The organism is Mycobacterium sp. IDUB_28 (assembly GCF_055419285.1).
In genome coordinates, this window is sequence record NZ_JBVAXK010000004.1 from 48,782 (window position 1) to 67,276 (window position 18,495).

Annotated in this window: 23 protein-coding genes and 2 pseudogenes; 9 read left to right on the top strand and 16 right to left on the bottom strand. The window is 65.6% G+C overall.

Features of this window, described 5'->3' with window-relative positions; all coding sequences use genetic code 11:
• Nucleotides 1-17: 17 nt before the first annotated feature.
• The 5 genes from ACZYZ9_RS09615 (at nt 18) to ACZYZ9_RS09635 (ending at nt 3,378) form a co-directional block, all read left to right on the top strand.
• On the top strand, nt 18-1,079 hold the full coding sequence (locus ACZYZ9_RS09615) for an NAD(P)H-dependent amine dehydrogenase family protein (RefSeq protein WP_463826040.1): 1,062 nt from the start codon (nt 18-20) through the stop codon (nt 1,077-1,079).
• A gap of 34 nt (nt 1,080-1,113) precedes the next feature.
• Nucleotides 1,114-1,350 (top strand): CsbD family protein, encoded by a 237-nt coding sequence (locus ACZYZ9_RS09620; protein WP_463826041.1) that lies wholly within the window; start codon nt 1,114-1,116, stop codon nt 1,348-1,350.
• A gap of 36 nt (nt 1,351-1,386) precedes the next feature.
• Nucleotides 1,387-1,560, top strand: coding sequence for a CsbD family protein (locus ACZYZ9_RS09625; protein ID WP_463826042.1), 174 nt, complete (start codon nt 1,387-1,389; stop codon nt 1,558-1,560).
• Nucleotides 1,561-1,677: 117 nt separating this feature from the next.
• Nucleotides 1,678-2,385 carry a cutinase family protein gene (locus tag ACZYZ9_RS09630; protein WP_463826043.1) on the top strand — a complete coding sequence of 236 codons (708 nt, stop codon included), beginning with the start codon at nt 1,678-1,680 and terminating at the stop codon, nt 2,383-2,385.
• 15 nt (nt 2,386-2,400) lie between these two features.
• The gene (locus ACZYZ9_RS09635; RefSeq protein WP_463826044.1) at nt 2,401-3,378 is read left to right on the top strand and encodes an NAD-dependent epimerase/dehydratase family protein; all 978 of its coding nucleotides are present in this window, start codon (nt 2,401-2,403) and stop codon (nt 3,376-3,378) included.
• A gap of 1 nt (nt 3,379) precedes the next feature.
• Here the strand turns inward: ACZYZ9_RS09635 and ACZYZ9_RS09640 are convergent, their stop codons facing one another.
• From ACZYZ9_RS09640 to ACZYZ9_RS09690, 11 genes and pseudogenes are all read right to left on the bottom strand, one after another.
• Complete coding sequence (locus ACZYZ9_RS09640) at nt 3,380-3,520, bottom strand: hypothetical protein (protein WP_463826045.1); 141 nt, start codon at nt 3,518-3,520, stop codon at nt 3,380-3,382.
• A 27-nt stretch (nt 3,521-3,547) separates the two neighbouring features.
• A complete protein-coding gene (locus tag ACZYZ9_RS09645; protein WP_463826046.1) occupies nt 3,548-3,934 on the bottom strand; it encodes a PPOX class F420-dependent oxidoreductase in 387 nt (128 codons plus the stop codon).
• A 55-nt stretch (nt 3,935-3,989) separates the two neighbouring features.
• On the bottom strand, nt 3,990-4,835 hold the full coding sequence (locus ACZYZ9_RS09650; protein WP_463826047.1) for a TauD/TfdA dioxygenase family protein: 846 nt from the start codon (nt 4,833-4,835) through the stop codon (nt 3,990-3,992).
• 26 nt (nt 4,836-4,861) lie between these two features.
• Nucleotides 4,862-5,197, bottom strand: a complete 336-nt coding sequence (locus ACZYZ9_RS09655; RefSeq protein WP_463826048.1) for a hypothetical protein — start codon at nt 5,195-5,197, stop codon at nt 4,862-4,864.
• A gap of 2 nt (nt 5,198-5,199) precedes the next feature.
• Nucleotides 5,200-6,468, bottom strand: coding sequence for an aromatic ring-hydroxylating oxygenase subunit alpha (locus ACZYZ9_RS09660; protein WP_463826049.1), 1,269 nt, complete (start codon nt 6,466-6,468; stop codon nt 5,200-5,202).
• Nucleotides 6,469-6,481: 13 nt separating this feature from the next.
• On the bottom strand, nt 6,482-7,225 hold the full coding sequence (locus ACZYZ9_RS09665; protein WP_463826050.1) for an SDR family NAD(P)-dependent oxidoreductase: 744 nt from the start codon (nt 7,223-7,225) through the stop codon (nt 6,482-6,484).
• Nucleotides 7,222-7,497, bottom strand: a pseudogene (locus tag ACZYZ9_RS09670) (2Fe-2S iron-sulfur cluster-binding protein); the annotation flags it as partial. The pseudogene ACZYZ9_RS09670 and the gene ACZYZ9_RS09665, both read right to left, overlap by 4 nt.
• Before the next feature lie 98 nt (nt 7,498-7,595).
• Nucleotides 7,596-8,042 (bottom strand): MarR family winged helix-turn-helix transcriptional regulator, encoded by a 447-nt coding sequence (locus tag ACZYZ9_RS09675; protein ID WP_463826415.1) that lies wholly within the window; start codon nt 8,040-8,042, stop codon nt 7,596-7,598.
• Nucleotides 8,043-8,065: 23 nt separating this feature from the next.
• Nucleotides 8,066-9,310 (bottom strand): metal-dependent hydrolase family protein, encoded by a 1,245-nt coding sequence (locus ACZYZ9_RS09680; RefSeq protein ID WP_463826051.1) that lies wholly within the window; start codon nt 9,308-9,310, stop codon nt 8,066-8,068.
• Nucleotides 9,307-9,642, bottom strand: a complete 336-nt coding sequence (locus ACZYZ9_RS09685) for a hypothetical protein (RefSeq protein ID WP_463826052.1) — start codon at nt 9,640-9,642, stop codon at nt 9,307-9,309. The genes ACZYZ9_RS09680 and ACZYZ9_RS09685 overlap by 4 nt, the downstream gene beginning before the upstream one ends.
• Entirely contained in the window at nt 9,642-10,910 is a 1,269-nt protein-coding gene (locus ACZYZ9_RS09690) for an aromatic ring-hydroxylating oxygenase subunit alpha (protein WP_463826053.1), read from the bottom strand. Before ACZYZ9_RS09690 ends, ACZYZ9_RS09685 begins: the two co-directional genes overlap by 1 nt.
• Before the next feature lie 82 nt (nt 10,911-10,992).
• On the opposite strand from ACZYZ9_RS09690, the gene ACZYZ9_RS09695 reads away from it, so the two are divergent.
• Nucleotides 10,993-12,378 carry an aldehyde dehydrogenase gene (locus ACZYZ9_RS09695; RefSeq protein WP_463826054.1) on the top strand — a complete coding sequence of 462 codons (1,386 nt, stop codon included), beginning with the start codon at nt 10,993-10,995 and terminating at the stop codon, nt 12,376-12,378.
• 4 nt (nt 12,379-12,382) lie between these two features.
• Here ACZYZ9_RS09695 and ACZYZ9_RS09700 read toward each other — a convergent pair.
• The 3 genes and pseudogenes from ACZYZ9_RS09700 to ACZYZ9_RS09710 form a co-directional block, all read right to left on the bottom strand.
• Nucleotides 12,383-12,562: pseudogene (locus ACZYZ9_RS09700) on the bottom strand (response regulator transcription factor); the annotation flags it as partial.
• Nucleotides 12,563-12,654: 92 nt separating this feature from the next.
• Nucleotides 12,655-13,683 (bottom strand): non-homologous end-joining DNA ligase, encoded by a 1,029-nt coding sequence (gene ligD, locus ACZYZ9_RS09705; protein ID WP_463826055.1) that lies wholly within the window; start codon nt 13,681-13,683, stop codon nt 12,655-12,657.
• A gap of 75 nt (nt 13,684-13,758) precedes the next feature.
• Nucleotides 13,759-14,832, bottom strand: a complete 1,074-nt coding sequence (locus tag ACZYZ9_RS09710) for an ATP-dependent DNA ligase (protein ID WP_463826056.1) — start codon at nt 14,830-14,832, stop codon at nt 13,759-13,761.
• Nucleotides 14,833-14,988: 156 nt separating this feature from the next.
• Here ACZYZ9_RS09710 and ACZYZ9_RS09715 point away from each other — a divergent pair, with 156 nt between their 5' ends.
• Entirely contained in the window at nt 14,989-15,420 is a 432-nt protein-coding gene (locus ACZYZ9_RS09715) for a hypothetical protein (protein WP_463826057.1), read from the top strand.
• Between the two features lie 9 nt (nt 15,421-15,429).
• Nucleotides 15,430-15,834 carry a hypothetical protein gene (locus ACZYZ9_RS09720; RefSeq protein WP_463826058.1) on the top strand — a complete coding sequence of 135 codons (405 nt, stop codon included), beginning with the start codon at nt 15,430-15,432 and terminating at the stop codon, nt 15,832-15,834.
• Here ACZYZ9_RS09720 and ACZYZ9_RS09725 read toward each other — a convergent pair.
• Both ACZYZ9_RS09725 and ACZYZ9_RS09730 read right to left on the bottom strand, forming a co-directional pair.
• On the bottom strand, nt 15,831-17,057 hold the full coding sequence (locus ACZYZ9_RS09725) for a cytochrome P450 (protein WP_463826059.1): 1,227 nt from the start codon (nt 17,055-17,057) through the stop codon (nt 15,831-15,833). The genes ACZYZ9_RS09720 and ACZYZ9_RS09725 overlap by 4 nt on opposite strands.
• 106 nt (nt 17,058-17,163) lie before the next feature.
• Nucleotides 17,164-17,652, bottom strand: a complete 489-nt coding sequence (locus ACZYZ9_RS09730) for an NUDIX hydrolase (RefSeq protein WP_463826060.1) — start codon at nt 17,650-17,652, stop codon at nt 17,164-17,166.
• Between the two features lie 125 nt (nt 17,653-17,777).
• On the opposite strand from ACZYZ9_RS09730, the gene ACZYZ9_RS09735 reads away from it, so the two are divergent.
• Entirely contained in the window at nt 17,778-18,407 is a 630-nt protein-coding gene (locus tag ACZYZ9_RS09735; protein ID WP_463826416.1) for a VC0807 family protein, read from the top strand.
• The last annotated feature ends 88 nt before the right edge of the window (nt 18,408-18,495 follow it).

The following is an 18,495-nucleotide window of genomic DNA, read 5'->3' on the forward strand; positions in this document are numbered from 1 at the left end:
CTGCCTATGCTGAGCGAGTGCCCAACAAATATCGCGTCGTGCAGTGGACCACCGGAAACGTCGGTACCAGCTCGCTACAGTCGATCGCCACCAACCCCCAGTTCGAACTCGTCGGTTGCTATGCCTGGTCGGCGGAGAAGGTCGGCCGTGATGCCGGTGAGTTGGTCGGCATCGACCCGCTCGGCGTGCCGGCCACCAACGACGTCGACGAGCTGCTCGCCCTCAAACCGGACTGCGTGGTCTACAACCCGATGTGGATCGACGTCGACGAGTTGGTTCGCATCTTGTCGGCGGGGGTCAACGTGGTGACGACGGCGTCGTTCATCACTGGACACAACCTGGGCGCCGGGCGGGACCGGATCCTGGAGGCGTGCGAGAAAGGTGGCGCGACGATGTTCGGGTCCGGGGTGAGCCCCGGCTTCGCCGAGCTGTTGGCCATCGTGTCGGCGATGGTGTGCAATCGCGTCGACAAGGTCACCGTCAACGAGGCGGCGGACACCACGTTCTACGACTCCCCGGACACCGAGAAGCCGGTCGGGTTCGGTCAGCCGATCGACAACCCGGAACTGCCGCAAATGGCGGAGAAGGGGACGGCGATCTTCGGCGAGGCGGTCCGGTTGGTCGCCGATGCGCTGGGCGTCGAGCTGGACGAGGTGCGGTGCGTGGCCGAATTCGCCCAGACCACCGAAGATCTCGTGATGGAATCCTGGACCATCCCCGCGGGATGCGTCGCGGGGACTTACATCAGCTGGCAGGGCATCGTCGGCGGCAACACCGTCGTCGACCTCAACGTGCGGTGGCGCAAAGGCCAGACCCTGGAACCGGACTGGCAGATCGACCAGGACGGCTGGGTCATCCAGGTCGACGGCCAGCCGACGGTGACCACCCGAGTCGGCTTCCTGCCGCCGCCGTACTTCCAGGCCACCACGCTGGCCGAGTTCATGGCGATCGGACACATCATGACCGCCATGCCCGCAATCAACGCGATACCAGCGGTGGTGGCCGCCGCGCCCGGCATTGCCACCTACGCCGATCTGCCGTTGACCCTGCCGCGCGGAACGGTGCCGCGCGGCGCCTGAATAATGGCATCGGCCAGCGGGTATGCCTCCCCGCATGGCGAACAACAGATTGAGCAACGCTGCCCAGTACTGGGGCGGCAGGGCTAAAGAAGCCGTCGGCAGGCTCACCGGCAACCGGCGCACCGAGTTCGAGGGCATCTTCGACCAGACCAGGGCAAACGTCAAAGACACCGGGTTGCGCGCGCGGGACGCGTTCCGGCGCCAGCGGCGGGGGCTTGGTCGCGGGTTTCGAGGTGGGTTTCGGGGCCACCCGCAATCGGGTACCCGCTGACGGTCAACGAAATAACCGACAGGAGCGCTGACGCAGATGAGCACCGAAGACAAAGCAAAGAACAAGATCGAAGACCTGGGCGGCAAGGCCAAGGAAGCTGTCGGTCGTGTCTCGGGCGACCGGGATACCGAAAACGAGGGCCGCGTGGACCAGGCGAAGTCGAGCCTGAAGGACGCCGGCGAGAAGATCAAGGACGCCTTCAAGAAATAAGTCCTCTCCCAAGCTGTCCCGCGCGAAAAATCCGCGCGGGACAGCTTGTTTTCTGGCCTGGTTGAGGTGCCGGATTCTGGCTATCCCTGGCTGATCGTCATGGAAAGGTTTTCGCATATGTTCGGCACCACTGTGCTACGCCGGGTCGCGGTCGCGATCGGAATCACCGCGCTGGTCGGCGCGTTTGCCCTGCTGTCCGAGCCGGCGCCGGCCGCTTCCGCCGCGCCGTGCCCGGACGTCGAGGTGGTATTCGCCCGCGGCAGTGGTGAGCCCCCTGGCCTCGGCGGAGTGGGCCAATCCTTCGCCGATGCGCTGCAGACCGCGATCGGTGCCAGGTCGCTCGGCATCTACGCGGTCAATTACGCCGCCAGCACCGACTTCAGCAGCAGCGACTTCGCCACGACCGTCATCGACGGTATCCGCGACGCGGGCGGGCACATCCAGTCGATGGCGTCCAGTTGCCCCAACACCAGGGAGGTGCTCGGCGGTTACTCCCAGGGTGCGGCACTGGCCGGCTACGTGACTTCACCGGCCGTCCCGGCCGGCGTACCAGCCTCGGCGGTACCGCAACCGCTGTCGCCGCAGGTCGCGAGTCACGTTGCGGCGGTCGCCCTGTTCGGCACGCCGTCACCGCAGTTCCTGAGCCAGTACGGGGCACCCCAGATCACCATCGGGCCGCTGTATCAGGCCAAGACCATCCAGCTCTGCGCTGACGGGGACAACATCTGTTCGGGCGCTCCCGGCCCGCCGGGATTCGAGCACATTTCCTATTCCGTCAACGGCATGACCAATCAGGCAGCCGAGTTCGCCGCCAGTCACCTGTAACGGCACAATCGCAACATGCGTGTGCTGGTTACTGGCGGGACGGGATTTGTGGGCGGCTGGACCGCCAAGGCCATCGCCGACGCGGGCCACCAGGTCCGGTTTTTCGTCCGTACCCCGGGCAAGCTGGAGACTTCCGTCGGCAAACTGGGCGTCGACGTGTCCGACTACGTCCAGGGCGACATCAAGGACCGCGACTCGGTTCGGGCGGCGCTGACCGGGTGCGACGCCGTCGTGCACAGCGCCGCCCTGGTCGCCACCGACCCGCGCCAGACTCCGCAGATGCTGAGCACGAATATGGACGGCGCCCGCAACGTGCTCGGCCAGGCCGTCCAGCTGGGCCTGGACCCGGTGATCCACGTGTCGAGCTTCACCGCGCTGTTCCACCCCGGGTTGGAGACACTGCGCGCGGACCTGCCGGTGGTAGGCGGCACCGACGGCTACGGAACGTCCAAAGCGCAGGTGGAGATCTATGCGCGCGGCCTGCAGGACGCCGGCGCGCCGGTGAACATCACCTATCCCGGGATGGTGCTGGGCCCACCCGTCGGCGACCAATACGGCGAGGCCGGCGAGGGCGTGCGGGCGGCACTGCAGATGCACGCGATCCCGGGTCGCAGCGCGGCCTGGCTGGTGATCGACGCTCGCGACGTCGCTGCGGTGCATGCCGCGCTGTTGGAACCGGGTCGCGGACCGCGCCGGTACATGGTGGGCGGGCATCGGGTGCCGGTCGGCGACCTGGCGGACATGCTGGGCCAGGCCGCCGATACCACGATGCTCACTGTCCCGGTGCCCGACACCGTGCTGCGGGTCGCCGGCAGGGTGCTCGATCTGGCGGGCCCATACCTGCCGTTCGAGAATCCGGTCACAGCCGCGGGCATGCAGTACTACACGCAGATGCCGCAGTCCGACGACTCGCCCAGCGAAGAGGAACTGGGAGTTTCGTACCGGGATCCGCGTACCACGATCGCCGACACGGTGGCCGCCCTGCGCGGCTAGCTCAGTCGTCCTCGTCGTCCGGGTCGAGCAGCGGCGGCAACGGCGGTGAATTCTTCAACCAGTCTTTGAGCCTCAGTAATCCGTTGATCAGAATCCCGAGGCCCAGCAGCACGGCCGTCACCACGATGATTGCGGTGGTCACGCTCTCTATCGTGCCAGGAATTGCGCGTTACGCGGCGGGCTCGACCTCGAGTCCGACGTGCACCTTGTCGATACCGCCGCGCACCAGCGAGTGCACGTAGAACCACGGGGCGTGATACCAGTACCGCTTGAGCACGGCGTTGTAGACCCGGCGGGTTTCCGATTTCGGCAGCACCCGCGCGACACCTTCGACGGCTTCGCTCTTCGGCTTGCCGAGCGCGCCGCTGCGGGCGATGGTCACCCGGGGGGTGTTGCGAATCCGCTTGACCTTCCACGAGTTGTCATCGGTGATGATCAACAGCTTATCGCCGTCGGGGACGCCCCATATTGCCGTGGGCTTGGCGCGGCCGTCTTTGGTGAAGGTGGTCAACAGCAAGTACTTGGACTGGATCACGTCCTTGAATCCCAGAGACATGCCGAGACAATTCCCGCTGATCGAGCTGTCTAACCGTGCTGTCGGCCACATGGCCTCACTGAATCGGTTCGTCACCCAGGACGGTGGTACGCAACATCTCGCGGGGCGAATCCGGGTCGTACGGCGCGGCCCGATGCAAGACGCCGCGGTTGTCCCAGATCACGGTGTCCCCGACCGACCAGTTGTGGCTGTACACCCGCTCGGGCACCGTGGCCCGTTCCAGCAGCTCCGCCAACAGATTTCGGCCCTCATCAACATCCATACCGACCACATAGTCAGCAGAAGCGCCGAGCACCAACGACTTTCGGCCACTGCGATGCGTCCACACCAACGGGTGTTCGTGGGTGCGCCGGGACCGCCAGCGCGCCAGCTGCTCCGGGGTGGGGTCGGGTGTCACCCGCCGTTGCGAGGCCTCCAGCGAGTGGACCACCCGCAACGCGCCGTAGCGCTGTTTCTCTTCTTCGGTCAAGGCATCATATGCCGCATAGGAATTGGCGAATTCGGTCTCACCGCCCCACTCGGCAACCTGGACGGCCGACAACACGGTGGCCTTCTGTGGGCACTCGTCCCCGGTGGGGGTGCACCCGTCGATGTGCCAGTCGAAGGTCGCCTTCAGGTAGGCGGCTGACGCGTTCTTGGCCGGGTCCAGTGTGATCGGATAGATGCCGGCGACGGGGTGGTGGCCGTCGGAAGAGTGGTCGACCTCGCCGAGACGACGGCAGAAGGCCACCTGCGCCTCCGGGTCCAGTCGCAGATCCCGGAAAACCAGAACTCCGTTGTCCTCCAACGCATCCAGGATCGCCTCGGCGCTGGTGTCGTCGGAGGCCAACCGACCCGGGTCCAGGCCGGTGACTTCGGCGCCGACCGATTGGTTGAGCTTGGTGATGGTGAGCAGACTCATGTCGGTGTTCCCCTCGGATTACGTGATCAGGGCGTTGGTTCGCCGGTGCGGACCATCACCGCGTCCGCGGCGTCGGTCGGGGCAGGTTGATGCATGATCTCCACGGCCATGGCGACCATGATCAGCGAATAGATCAGGTGGAGCAGATTCAGCACGTCCTCGGGCAGGTCGTCGAGGGCGAACTTGTCGCAATACTCGATCGCCTCTTCCAGGCGCGGGAAGAACGCGTCGTAGAACTGACGCATCTCGGGCATGGTGCTGGCCAGTCGCTGGTTCCACCGTTCGGTTTCGGTGGCCAGACACCAAATCTTGGCGTAGTCCTCCAGCTCGGCAAATGCACTGGGCAGCAATGGTTCCGGCACGATCACACCCCTGCCGGCGCCGGTGCGATTTCGCGCTGGTACGACTCCACCCAGTCCACCACGACCTTGTGCAGATGGCGTACCAGGATCTCCTGGTCGTTGAGCGGGAAGTCGTCGACGATCCCGTATTCGAGCGCGGCCTGGGTGCCGCCGAGCATGCCCGCGTCCTGCAACGCAAATTCCTTGAGCACCACCGAGGCGACTTCGTGCTCGATGCGTTCCCGCACCGTGCTCGCCGGAGAGAAGTAGGTGTAGGCCTCGAATCGATGGGTGTTGTAGGAGGTCGGCCAGTACCGGTAGAGCAGATACCAGCCGCCGTAGATCAGGATCTCGGTGTTGGGGAAGATCTGGAAGTTGCTGATCCCCCACGGGTCGATGCCACCCGGGTTCAGACCGGCGGGTAGTTCGCCGATGTCCGGGGTGCGCCAGGGACCGACCAGCCCGCTGCGGGTGGCGCGCTCGATCGGGTACATGTACTCGGGCGGCAGCAGCCAGCGACGCCGCCCCGCCGTCGACACCAGCCGGTGCGGTCCGTCGAGTTGGAAATGGCCGCAGGTGAATCCGGCGTTCGGGTCGCGAACCTCCGGGGGCACCTGCTGGGTATGCAGCGAGGGCACGTGGTAGTACTCCTGGAAGGCGTCGGCGAAAATCTTCCAGTTGCTGTTGTTGTGCGCGACCCACTCGTAGCGTTCGGTCAGCTTGCCGAAGGGGTAGTCGTCGAGGCCGGTGATCATTGGGCCCAGGAATTCGCGCAGGGTCTGTCGCGGTTCGGGGTCGAAGTTGATGAAGACGAACCCGTTCCACACCTCGCAGTGCACCGGGGCCAGACCGTGCTCGGCGGGATCGAGGTCGAAGAACTCCGAGGACTGCTGCACGTATTTCAGCGCACCGTCCAGGCCGTAGCGCCAGCCGTGATACTTGCAGGTGAACTGGCGGCAGGTGCCGCGGGTCGGTTCGTGGGGAAAGTCGTTCCACACCAGCTTGTTTCCGCGGTGCCGACACACGTTGTAGAAAGCTCGGATGACCTCGTCACGACCCTTGACCAGGATGATCGAGACGCGCGCGACCTCGATCTCCTTGGTCAGGTAGCTGCCGATCCGGGGCAGTTCCTCGACGCGGGCCACGTTGAGCCAGGCCCGTTTGAACACGGCTTCGCGTTCCAGCTCGTAGAACTCCGGCGACGTAGAGTCAGCGAAAGAGACTGGGCCGGTGCCCAATTCGGGATAGTGCTCGGTCCAGGAGCCCTCAGCCGGTCTGCCTTCTCGCGTCATCGGTCCACCTCTCTCACATCACCGCTCCGCCATTGACTCCCAACACCTGCCCGGTGATGAACCCGGCTTGTTCTGAACACAGGAATCCGACGGCCGCGGCGATGTCGGCGCCGGCGCCCAGCCGGCCCATCGGGATATTTGCGGCGATCTCCTCGTTGGATTTGAGGTATCCGGCCGCCTGCGCGCGATGCTGCATCGGCGTCTCGATGCCCGACGGCGGAATATTGTTGACGGTGATTCCCTGCGCTGCGTATTCGCGCGCCAACGCTTTGGTGAGCGTGATGACCGCACCCTTGGACGACGCGTAATGCGCGGCGAAGGGAGTGCCCCGCTGGGCGCTGGACGACGAGATCATCACGATGCGGCCCCAGTTGGCGGCCAGCATGTCCGGCAGGGCCACCTGGCAACAGTGGAAGGTGCCGTTGAGGTTGACGTCGACGATCTGGTTCCAGGATTCGGGGGTGATTTCGAGGAACGGTGCCAACCCGAACAGGCCGGCGCTGGTCACCAGGACCGAGACCGGTCCGAGTTCGCTGCGTACCTGGGCGAAGGCCCGCTCGACGGCGGGTCGGTCGGTGACGTCGGCCTGCACCCCGAGGGCGGTGCAGCCTTGTGCCCGTAGGTCTTCGGCGACGCGGTGCGCCGCCTGCTCGTCGATGTCGAGAACGGCGACCCGGTGCCCCAGCCGACCCAGTTCGTGGCAGGTCGCTTCGCCCATGCCCGAGGCTCCGCCGGTCACCACCGCCACCCGGCTCACTCGTACACCACCCGCACGGTGGGAGTGGTGGGCAAGGCCTGGCAGGTCAGCACCCAACCTTCGGCCACCTCGTCGTCCTCGAGCGCGTCGTTGTTGATCATCCGGGCGCACCCTTCGGTCAGTTGGGCCATACACGTTCCGCAGGAACCGATTTCGCAGGACGACGGCGGTTGCAACCCGGCCATGCGGGCGGTCTGCAACAAGGTGTCCCCGGCACTGTAGGAGACGGTGGTGGAGCGTCGGTTCAGCTCGATGGTCACCTCTTCGGTGACTGTGCTGTCGGCTACAGCCGGCGTGGGATCAGGCATGATGCTCCCACAATATCAAGTACTTGCGATAGGTATCAAGTACTGAAGACACTGACGGCCGATCAGACGTGGTCTTTGACGAGTTCGTGGCCGGTGCCCTTCTCGACGACGCGGCTCAGCAGGTCACGCAGGGTTTCCTGCTCGTCGCCGGTAAGCACGCCGAACACCTCCTCGTGCGCGGCCACCGCGTCGCTGACCACCGTGGTCACCACGTTTTTCCCCTGGTCGGTGAGGTGGGCCCGCAGGATGCGCTTGTGTTGCGGATCTTGGCGGCGCTCCACCAGTCCGCGGCGTTCCAGCGCGGTCAGCGCGAGCTGCACTCCCTGCGGCGTGATCAACAACCGTCGGGCCAATTCGGCGCCGGACAACCCCGGTTCGTTGAGAAGCTGACGCAGCACACCGATCTGGGCGGTGCTGACGCCGTGCGAACTCACCGCGTCGTTGACGGTGGTGAGCGAGAAGTAGAACGCCTGTTTGAGCAACCACAGCAGGTTCTCGGTGAGCTCCATCGCCGGATCCTGGTCCTGGCCGATCATGTCGGCACCTTGACCAGCTGGCCGTCTTTCATCACGAATGACACCTCCAGGGTGGTAGCGATGTCGCGGGACGGGTCGCCGGGCACCGCGATGATGTCGGCGAGGTAGCCCGGCGCGAGGCGGCCGAGTTCGTGGTCGGCCTCGACGAGTTCGGCGGCCACCACCGTGGCCGACCGGATGGCCTGCATGGGCGTCATGCCGCGCGAGACCAGCGCCCCGAGTTCCTTGGCATTCTGGCCGTGCGGGATGGCTGGTGCGTCAGTGCCGCAGGCGATCCGGACCCCGGCGGCAATCGCCCTGGGCAACATGGCCTTTGCGCGGGGAAAGACTTCTTCGGCCTTCTTGCGCAACTCGGGTGCGATCCGGTCGATCGCCATCGCCTCGGTGAGGTAGGTGGTGGAGACCAGAAAGGTGCCGTGGTCGACCATCATCTGGATCGTGTCGTCGGAGGCCAGGAAGCCGTGCTCGATGCAGTCGATACCGGCTCGGATGCACGCCCGGATCGCACTGTCCCCGACCGCATGCGCGGCCACCCGCACCCCGGCGCGGTGCGCCTCGTCGGCGATCGCGGCGAATTCGGCATCGGAGTACTGCTGGGCACCCGGAGCGGTGCTGTGCGACATCACTCCACCGGAGGCCGAGACCTTGATCAATTTGGCGCCGTGCCGGACTTGGTAACGCACACAAGCGATCACGTCGGGCACGCCGTTGGCGATGCCCTCGGCGATCGAGAGCGGCATGATCCCGGGCGCCAGGCGCTGAAAGACGGTCGGGTCGAGGTGCCCGCCGTAGGGCGTGACGGCGTGGCCGGCCGGATAGATCCGCGGGCCGGCGTGCCACCCCTGCTCGACGGCGCGCTGCAGAGCGACGTCGAGCAGGTAACCGCCTGTCTTGACCATGAGCCCCAGGTTGCGCACCGTGGTGAAGCCGGCTTCCAGCGTGGTGCGCGCGTTGACCGCGGCGCGCAGCGTGCGATAGGCAGGGTCATCCTGGACGCCGTGCATGGGGGCCGGCAAACCCTCCGGGCCGCCGGGACCGCCGATGAACAAGTTCAGTTCCATGTCCATCAGCCCGGGCAACAGCGTCACGTCCCCGAGGTCAATGACCTCAGCCGAATCCGGCAGTGCGCCTTCGGGATTGACGGCCAGGATGCGATTCCCGTCGACCACCACCACTGCGGGTGAGCGGACCTGCCCGGCATCGACGTCGGCCCAGCGCTCGGCCCGCAGGACGGTGATCACGGGTAGGGCTCGGACACGCAGTCCAGGGTGGAGGCACCCGAGTCGGGCACGCGTGGCTGCTTCCAGCACTCCACCGGGAACGACACCATGATCATCGAGTACAGCAGGTGCATCAAATTCAGGACGTCCTCGGGCAGGTCGTCGAGCGGGAACTTGTCGCAGTAGCTCAACGCCTCTTCGGCGCGCGGGGTGATCGCGTCGTAGAACGCCTTCATCTCGGTCATCGAACTGGCGAGCCGTTTGGCGTAGCGCTGCGGTTCGGTGGGCAGACACCAGTCGACGAAGGGTTCCAGATCGGCGAATTCGACTGGCAGAACCGGGGACTCGTTCATCAGACGCGCACCCCGGCACGCTGTTGGTAGTCCTGGATCCAGGCCGCGGTCTCGGCATGCAGATGCCGGATCAGGATCTCCTGATCACAGAGCAGGAAGTCGTTGATGACGTTGGACTCGATCATCGACTGAGTCGCTTCGAGCGTGTTGGCGTCCTGCAGCCCGTACTCCTTGAACGACACCGCGGCCAGCTCTTGCGCGACCCGCTCGCGCGGGGTGCGCGGCTGCGGAAAATACAGTGTGCCTTCGAAGATGTGGCTGTTGTACGACGTCGGCCAATAGTGGTAGGTCAGATACCACCCCTGCCCCCAGAACAGGATGACGAAATTGGGAAACAGCTGGAACGAGTCCAGACCCCACGGTTCACATTTCGCGGGATTCAGACCGGCCGGCATCTCACCCAGATCCTGCTTGTCCCACGGCCCGAACAGCCCACTCTGGCAGATGTCCTCGATCGGCTTGCGCATTTCTTCGGCCATCTCCCAGGCCCGCACCCCCGAGGTGCTGACCAACCGGTGCGGACCCTCCAGCCGATAATGCGGGGCCTCGAATCCGGCTTCGGCCGCGGCTTTCGAGTACGCGGTGGGCGACTGGTTCGCATGCAATACCGGTGCGTGGTAGAACTCCTGGAACGCATCCATGTAGAGCTTCCAGTTCGCCTTCACCTCTGAGCGGTAGTACCAGCGCGACGTCATCAAATCGAATGGATAACCTTCCAGCGCCGTCACCATCGGACCCAGGAACTCGCGCAACGACTGTTCGGGCTGCTTGGCGAAGTTGACGAAGATGAAGCCTTCCCAGACCTCGCAGTGCACCGGCACCAGGCCGTACCGACTCTTGTCGAGGTCGAAGAACTCCTCCTCCTGCTGGACGAAAGTCAGGTTCCCGTCCAGGTCGTACCGCCACGCGTGGTACTTACAGGTGAATTGGCGACACACCCCGCGGGTCTCCTCCAGCGGCATGTCATTCCACACCAGCTTGTTACCGCGGTGCCGGCAGACATTATGGAAAGCGTTGATCTCACCGGACGTGTTGCGCACCAGGATGATCGAGGTGTTGGCTACCTTCAGTTCTTTGGTGAAGTAACTGCCCTTACGTGGAAGTTGTTCTACCCGACCGACATTGAGCCAGGCGCGTTTGAAGATTGCGGCGCGCTCCAGGTCGTAGATCTCGGGGCTGATCGAGTCCTCGTAGGACACCGGACCGGTGCCCAGGTCGGGGTAGTGCTGGGTCCAGCTGCCCTCCGGGGGCTTGGGGAATCGGGGCATAACGGCTCCTGTCCATACTCCGTCGGGCCGACGGTATATGCTCGTCCCGGTAATCGCAAGTAGTTGATACTGGAGGGTCTGGATGGGATCGCAGGTTTTCGAGGTCATCTCCCCGCACACCGAGAAGCCGATCGCCGAGCTGACTGCCGCCGGGGCCGCCGACGTCGACGCCGCCGTGCAGGCAGCGCGGGAGGCCGCCGACGCATGGGGACGCACCGAGCCGTCTCAGCGCATCGCCGCCGTCCGCCGGCTCGCCGAGATCTACCAGGAACGGCGCAAGGAGATGGCCCAAACCATCAGCTCCGAAATCGGCGCTCCCATCACCTTCGCCAAGCGTGCGCAGGTAGGCCTGCCCGCGATGATGATGGGTGCGTTCTGCGACCTGGCCGAGCGTCACCCGTGGGAAGAGGCCCGGGCCGGCTACTTCGGGGCCGACGTACGCGTCCGCAAGGAACCGGTGGGTGTGGTCGCCGCCATCGTGCCGTGGAACATGCCGCAGTTCCTGATCGTCACCAAACTGGTGCCCGCACTGCTGGCCGGTTGTGCGGTGGTACTCAAGCCGGCACTCGAATCACCCTTGGACGCACTACTTTTGACTGAAATGCTGGGTTCGGTCGACCTACCGCCGGGTGTGGTCAGCGTCGTCCCCGGCGACCGCGAAGTCGGCGAGCTGCTGGTCTCGCACCCCGGTGTGGACAAGGTGTCGTTCACCGGATCCACCGCGGCCGGGCGCGCTGTCGCGGCCGCGTGCGGTGCCAACCTCACCAAGGTCAGCCTCGAACTCGGCGGCAAATCCGCAGCGGTGGTCCTCGACGATGCGGCACCCGACAAGGTCGCCGCCGGAGTGCGATCGGCCAGCCTGGCCAACAGCGGCCAGATCTGCAACGCGTTGACCCGGGTGCTGGTCCCCGAGCACCGCCAGGACGAGTACGTCGACGCGCTCGCGGCCGAGATGAGCGGGCTGCGGGTGGGCGACCCCGACGACCCCGAAACCCAGCTCGGCCCGCTGGTCTCGCAGCGCCAGCAGAGCCGCGTGCGCGATTACATCGAGCTTGGCCAACAGGAGGGCGCGCGACTGGTCATCGGCGGTATCGAGATGCCCGACGGCCTCGACACCGGCTGGTACGTCAAACCCACCCTGTTCGCCAATGCCGACAACAGCATGCGCATCGCGCGCGAGGAGATCTTCGGTCCGGTCATCACCGTCATCGGATACCGGGACGAAGACGATGCGGTGGCCATCGCCAACGACTCCGACTACGGCCTGGCCGGCTCGGTCTTCACCGGCGACACCGACCGGGCGCTGGCGATCGCGCGCCGCATCCGCACCGGAACCCTTGGCATCAATCAGGGCTACACCATGGATCCGTTCGCGCCGTTCGGCGGCGTGAAGGGCAGTGGCTACGGGCGGGAGCTGGGCCCGGAGGGCCTGGACGCCTACCTGGAGACCAAGTCCATCGCCATCTGAGCACTCAGGGGTGGCGGGCGGCTTCTTGCACCAGTTGCACCCGGGAGCTCAGGCTCAGCTTCTGGTAGACGTGCGTCAGGTGGGACTGGACCGTGCGGGGTGAGACGAAAAGCCTTGCGGCGATGTCGTTGTTGCCCAGTCCCTCGGTGACCAGTCGCACCACGTCGCGCTCGGTAGAGGTCAGCTATTCCCGCCCGCTGGCCGATTGGAATACCGCGCGTAAAACATCGGCGCAAACGCGGAGATTGCAGACTCAGGGACGCGGAGGTTCGGGCTCTAGGCCTTCTTCCGGTCGGTATCCCGACTGGGCTGGACGCGTTTGGGTTCGCCCGGCATCTTCGGATAGTTGGGCGGATACGGCATATCCCCCAGGCCGCGCTCTTCGTCGGTCTCGACAAGCTCGAGCAACGGCGTCAGCGACTGCGCGTGATCGTCCATGCCGGCCCACGGATCGTCCCGGGCGGCGACGAAATCCGGCACCGTGGCCATGGTGTAATTATCCGGGTCCGCCTCGGCCAGTTCGTCCCAGCTCAGCGGCATCGACACGGTCGCGATCGGGGTGCGCCGCACCGAGTACGGCGACGCCATGGTGCGGTCGCGGGCGTTCTGGTTGAAGTCGATGAAGATCCGCTCCCCCCGTTCTTCCTTCCACCAGGACGTGGTGACCGCGTCCGGCGCACGCCGTTCCACCTCGCGGGCCAGTGCGATGCCGGCGCGGCGCACCTGAATGAAATCCCAGTCGGTGGCGATGCGCAGATATACATGCACGCCGCGGCCTCCGGAGGTCTTCGGATAACCCACCAGCCCGAGTTCGTCCAGCAGCGGCCGCAGCACGTCCACCGCCACCGTGCGCGCCTCGACGAAACCGGTGCCGGGCTGCGGATCCAGGTCGATGCGCAACTCGTCGGGGTGCTCGGTATCGGGGCAGCGCACCTGCCATGGATGCAGCGTGACGGTACCCATCTGCGCCGCCCACACGATCGCCGCCGGATGGGTCACCTGCAACGCATCGGCCGTGCGTCCGGACGGGAAGGTGATCCGGCAGGTTTCCAGGTAATCGGGATGGTGTTGCGGCACCCGTTTCTGGTAGATCTCTTCGCCGTCGATGCCGTCGGGAAAACGTTGCAGGTGCGTGGGGCGGTCACGAAGCGCCGCCAGCATCGGCCCCCGGGCCACCGCCAGGTAGTACTCGACGAGTCGGCCCTTGGTGCCTTCCGTCCCGAGTTCGGGGAAGTACATCTTGTCCCGGTTGGTCAACCGCACGGCGATGCCGTCGACATCGAGCTCTTCTGCCTTGGCCGCCATGAGTCGATTCCAGCACGCCGAGTTAGCAGCAGACCATCCCGCGGGGGTCGAAGCAGCTTTACGCCCCCGGTTCGCCTAGCCGAGGCCCGGCACAATGTCCCCCAGGCTGAAGGTCAGTGGCTGCTCCAGCTGTTCGTAGGTGCAGGACCGTGGGTCACGATCGGGGCGCCAACGGTTGAACTGCGCGGTGTGGCGGAACCGTCGGCCTTCCATGTGGTCGTAGCGAACCTCGACGACTCGCTCCGGGCGCAGCGGCACAAAGGACAGGTCCTTGCCCGCGTTCCAGCGGGAGAACTCGTTCTTGCGGGGAGTGCGTTCACCCGCCTCATGTGCCGCCCAATTCCAGGGATGGCCATCGAAAGTGGTGACCAGCGGCTGCAATTCGGTGAACAACCGTCGACGCTCGGCCATCGGGAACGCACCGATCACGCCGACCGAGGCCAGCTGTCCTGAGGGGCCACCATCCTCGTAGAGTCCGAGGAGCAGCGAACCGATAGCGTCACCGCCGGACTTGTGCACCCGGTAGCCGGCGACGACGCAGTCGGCGGTGCGTTCGTGCTTGATCTTGAACATGACTCGCTTGTCCGGCAGGTAGGTGCCGGCGATCGGCTTAGCGATGACGCCGTCGAGGCCGGCTCCCTCGAATTCTTCGAACCACCGCTGAGCGGTGGCCGGATCCGTGGTGGCCGGCGTGACGTGGATCGACGGACCCGACCCGGCCAGCGCCTCGACCAGGGCGGCACGCCGCTCGCTGAACGGCCGCTTCGTGTAGTCCTCATCGTCAAGGGCCAGTAGGTCGAACGCGATGAAAGACGCCGGAGTGCGCTCGGCCAGCATCCGCACCCGCGACTCGGCCGGATGGATGCGTTGTTGCAATGCTTCGAAATCCAGGCCCTGAGCACCGGCAATGACTATCTCGCCGTCGATGACGCAGCGTCGCGGCAACTCGGCTTTGACTGCCGCGACCAACTCCGGGAAGTAGCGGGTCAACGGCCGTTCGTTGCGGCTGCCCAGCTCGACCTCGTCGACATCGCGGAAACAGATTGAGCGGAAACCGTCCCATTTGGGCTCATACGAGGCCCCGGGCGGAATCGACTTCACCGACTTGGCCAGCATCGGCGAGACCGGCGGCATCACGGGTAGCTCCATCAGTTCATTGTGTTCACGCCGGCCAGCGCAGGACGCGCCGGGTCTTGTCGGATGAACGACCTGGCGCCGCTGAATGTTCGCGCGCGGTACGCCGGTCGGCGACGGGTACTGCATCGCGATCGCGGACCTGGCCTGGCCCGCACTTAGGATGTCGTGATGCTGCACGTGTGTGCGTTGTTCGTTGCACGTACCGCCGCGTTCGACGAACACGGCGCGATCAATGCCACGTCCATTCCGATGGCGTGGTTTCAGGTTGACCAAATGCCCTTGTGGGCAACAGTTCCCGTGGTCTTGGTGGTGCACGCACCTGCAGGTGGCGACTACGACCCTGACCTGCACGTCGTGTGCAAGGATCCATCCGGGCAACCGCTGGGATCCCTGCGGGCGACGTGGCACTGGCCCGATGACGCAAAGCTCGCGTCGAAGTACCGATGTTTCACCCAGGAACTCTCGTTCCAGGTGGCGTCCGAAGGCGAGTACACGGTCGGGGCGTACTACGACGCCGACGGGAAATTCGAGTTGTCCACGCCGGTACCGATTTCTATCGTTTTGCCCGATGCCACCCCAGACGCCGACAGTCCCGAATAGGCTGGCGCGATGCACGTTGCCGCATTGCTCGTGGCGGGCTCCGCCAACATCGACGACTCCGCTATCGACGCCACCCGTTTGCCGATCACCAGCTACGACGTCAACCAGGTTCCGATTTGGCTGACGGTCCCGCTGGTGCTGGTGGTCCATGCACCGGCAGGTGGGGATTTCGACCCGCAGTTGTTCATCGTCTGCAAAGATCCGGGCGGGACGATCCGCGGCACCGTCCGCTCGGCCTGGCAGTGGCCGGACGAAGAGGGCAAGCCGTCGAAGTACCGGTGCTTCACCCCGCAACTGTCGTTCGCCATCGAGACCACCGGTGAATACACCATCGGCGTCTACCGCGACGCGGAAGCCCTCGATCCGGTAGGCACTCCGATACCGCTGTTGATCAGCCTGGCCGGGCGCCGTTAAACCTCGACCCGCAGTGTCGACAGACCCCGCAAGTTGATGTTGGGTTTGTAGAGCGGTTCGCCGGCGAGCCGGGCGTTCGGGAAGCGGGCCGTCACCGCTGAGAGCGCCACCGTCGCTTCCAACCGAGCCAGCGGGGCCCCTAGGCAGTAGTGGACACCGCGACCAAATCCCAAGTGCCGCAACGAGGTTCGGTCCGGATCAAAGCTGTCCGGTCGATCGAACTCGGCGGGATCGCGATGCGCGGCGGCCAGCAGCAACAGCATCACGTCACCCCTGGCGACTTCGGTATCGCCAATCCTGATGTCGTCCAGGGCAATTCGACTCAACTGCTGCACCGGCGGGTCGTAACGCAGGGTTTCCTCGACGATCGCCGCGGCCCGACCGGGATCAGCGCCGAGCGCACCCCACTGGCGGCCGTCGCGCAACATCGCCAGGATCGCATTCCCGATCAGGTTCACCGTGGTCTCGTGTCCGGCCACCAGCAGCAGCAGGCAGGTCGAGACGATCTCCTCCTCGGTCAGTTGATCGCCCGATTCGTTGACGGCCACCAGCGCAGACAACAGGTCGTCACCGGGTTGGGCACGGCGACGGTCGATCTGGCCGTGTAAGTACTCGCGCAAACTCGCCCCGGCATCCAGCGATTCTTCGACACCGTCGTCTTGATCGTTGACCAGGAACGGGTCCAACGCCCTGGCCACCACCGCGGAGGCGCGGCTGAATTGCGGCTCATCCGCCAAGGGCACCCCGAGCAACCGGCAGATGACTGCCACCGGCAATGGGTAGGCGAAGTCTGCGACCACGTCGAAACTCCCCCGCTCGGCGATCCGGTCCAGCATGCCATCCACCAACGCGCTGATCTCGGGTTGCAGCGCACTCACCACCCGGGGCGCGAACGCTTTGCTGACCAATTTGCGCAGCCGGGTGTGATCGGGTGGGTCCAGGAACAGGAAGCCCGGCGGCACTTCCCGGCGCATCGCCTGGTCCGCCTCGATCATCTGCTGCGCCGCGGTCGACTTGAACTGGTCGCTGCTCGAGGCCGGATGCCGCAGCACCTCGTCGCAGTCGCGGTAGGTGGAGAACAGGACGAAGTTGCCGCCCGGCAGCTCGATGGGTCCGAGCTCGCGCAGCTCCGCGCACACCGGATACGGATTGGCGCGGTTTGCCTGGTCCAGCAGCCGTAGCAGCAGCGTCTGCGAGTCGGCCTGGGTTGGCGTCGATGGCATGCTGCCCATTGTGCACGGGGCGGCCGCGCCGCCCGGCGCACGTTGCATCAACGGGCTGTCGCGCGCCGCTGGCTGACCCGCGAAAGTGGTTGTCCGACACAGTCGCTCACGGAGCATCCTGACCCGACCCGGGCAGGCCGGGTTGGGCCAGCAGGCGATCGAGGAAGACCCGCTGCCCCTTGAGTAGCTTGCTTCGGGCCTGGGCCACCGGAAACCAGCCGACGCGATCGACCTCGGGGAACTCGCGAATCTTCCCCGACCCGCGCGGCCACTCCATTTCGAAGGTGTTACTACTCGCATCGGTGATGTCGAGGTCCCCGCGGACGGCGAAGGCGGTGACCACTTTGCCACTGGGTTGTCGCACCGCACCGAGGTCGGTCCGCGGTCCGTCGGGCACCGGCAGCCCGATCTCTTCGGTGAACTCGCGCTGCGCCGTGGCCCACGGATCGTCGGAGTCTGCGTACTCGCCTTTCGGGATCGACCACGCGCCGTCGTCCTTGCGCGCCCAGAACGGGCCGCCCGGGTGCGCTATCAAGACGTCGACGACCCCGGCTCGTGTCCGGTACAACAGCAGACCGGCGCTCAGCTTCGCCACCCGCTCGATGTTAGGTGTACCTAACGTTCGGCTACCCTCGAACCGTGTCTCACCAATCCGAGCCCGTGACCATCGAAGCCCCCAACGCGGGGTTCGATGCACCGAAGAGCTTGCGCGAGTACGCCATGACCACCGTCGTCAACATGGTCCCGCCGGTGTTGGCTTACTACGGCCTGCGCCTCTTCGGCGTCACGCCCTACCTGGCCCTGGTGGGTGCGATCGTCGTCGCGACCCTGCAGGGTCTGTACTCGGTGGTCCGCAAGCGCAAGGTGGAGTTTCTCAACGTGGCTGTGCTGGTGTGCGCCGCCGTCTCCCTCGCGGTCGCGTTCACCACTAAAAATCCGCGCATCGTCCAGGTCACCGAGCTCATTCCGGCCACGTTCCTGGTGTGGTCGGTGGTCGTCAGCGGTGTGCTGCGCAAACCAAGTTCCAAGGTGATCACCGGTGCGATCGTGCCCAGCCTCGCGGAAGCGGCGCTACCGCAGCGCGGCTGGTCGGAGCGGGAGATCCGCGACTGGCACAGCCTGCACACCCGCCTGTGCGTGCAGCTCGGACTGGTCTGCGGGATGTTCCCGATCGCCGCGGTCGCGTGCATCTTCGCTCTGCCGGTGGACATCTCGCAGATCCTGATCGTCACCACCGGCCCGATCCTGCTGGTCGCCTGCATCGGGACCGCCACCACCCTGCTGCGCCGATTCGTCCGCCGCACCGATCAGGCGGCTGCCGAGCGCGCCGCCGTCACCCCACAGGCGTAACACCGCGGTCGGGTTCGGACCGTCCAGTAGCGGCTGGTTTGTGCCGACGATATTGACAGTCACTGCCATATCGTCATACATTGCCACC

Coding starts and splice junctions, on each gene's coding strand:
- ACZYZ9_RS09620 (WP_463826041.1), top strand. CDS start 1,114: ATGGCGAACAACAGATTGAGCAACGCTGCCCAGTACTGGGGCGGCAGG.
- ACZYZ9_RS09625 (WP_463826042.1), top strand. CDS start 1,387: ATGAGCACCGAAGACAAAGCAAAGAACAAGATCGAAGACCTGGGCGGC.
- ACZYZ9_RS09630 (WP_463826043.1), top strand. CDS start 1,678: ATGTTCGGCACCACTGTGCTACGCCGGGTCGCGGTCGCGATCGGAATC.
- ACZYZ9_RS09635 (WP_463826044.1), top strand. CDS start 2,401: ATGCGTGTGCTGGTTACTGGCGGGACGGGATTTGTGGGCGGCTGGACC.
- ACZYZ9_RS09645 (WP_463826046.1), bottom strand. CDS start 3,934: ATGTCTCTGGGATTCAAGGACGTGATCCAGTCCAAGTACTTGCTGTTG.
- ACZYZ9_RS09650 (WP_463826047.1), bottom strand. CDS start 4,835: ATGAGTCTGCTCACCATCACCAAGCTCAACCAATCGGTCGGCGCCGAA.
- ACZYZ9_RS09660 (WP_463826049.1), bottom strand. CDS start 6,468: ATGACGCGAGAAGGCAGACCGGCTGAGGGCTCCTGGACCGAGCACTAT.
- ACZYZ9_RS09675 (WP_463826415.1), bottom strand. CDS start 8,042: ATGGAGCTCACCGAGAACCTGCTGTGGTTGCTCAAACAGGCGTTCTAC.
- ACZYZ9_RS09685 (WP_463826052.1), bottom strand. CDS start 9,642: ATGAACGAGTCCCCGGTTCTGCCAGTCGAATTCGCCGATCTGGAACCC.
- ACZYZ9_RS09690 (WP_463826053.1), bottom strand. CDS start 10,910: ATGCCCCGATTCCCCAAGCCCCCGGAGGGCAGCTGGACCCAGCACTAC.
- ACZYZ9_RS09695 (WP_463826054.1), top strand. CDS start 10,993: ATGGGATCGCAGGTTTTCGAGGTCATCTCCCCGCACACCGAGAAGCCG.
- ligD (WP_463826055.1), bottom strand. CDS start 13,683: ATGGCGGCCAAGGCAGAAGAGCTCGATGTCGACGGCATCGCCGTGCGG.
- ACZYZ9_RS09710 (WP_463826056.1), bottom strand. CDS start 14,832: ATGGAGCTACCCGTGATGCCGCCGGTCTCGCCGATGCTGGCCAAGTCG.
- ACZYZ9_RS09715 (WP_463826057.1), top strand. CDS start 14,989: ATGCTGCACGTGTGTGCGTTGTTCGTTGCACGTACCGCCGCGTTCGAC.
- ACZYZ9_RS09720 (WP_463826058.1), top strand. CDS start 15,430: ATGCACGTTGCCGCATTGCTCGTGGCGGGCTCCGCCAACATCGACGAC.
- ACZYZ9_RS09725 (WP_463826059.1), bottom strand. CDS start 17,057: ATGCCATCGACGCCAACCCAGGCCGACTCGCAGACGCTGCTGCTACGG.
- ACZYZ9_RS09735 (WP_463826416.1), top strand. CDS start 17,778: ATGACCACCGTCGTCAACATGGTCCCGCCGGTGTTGGCTTACTACGGC.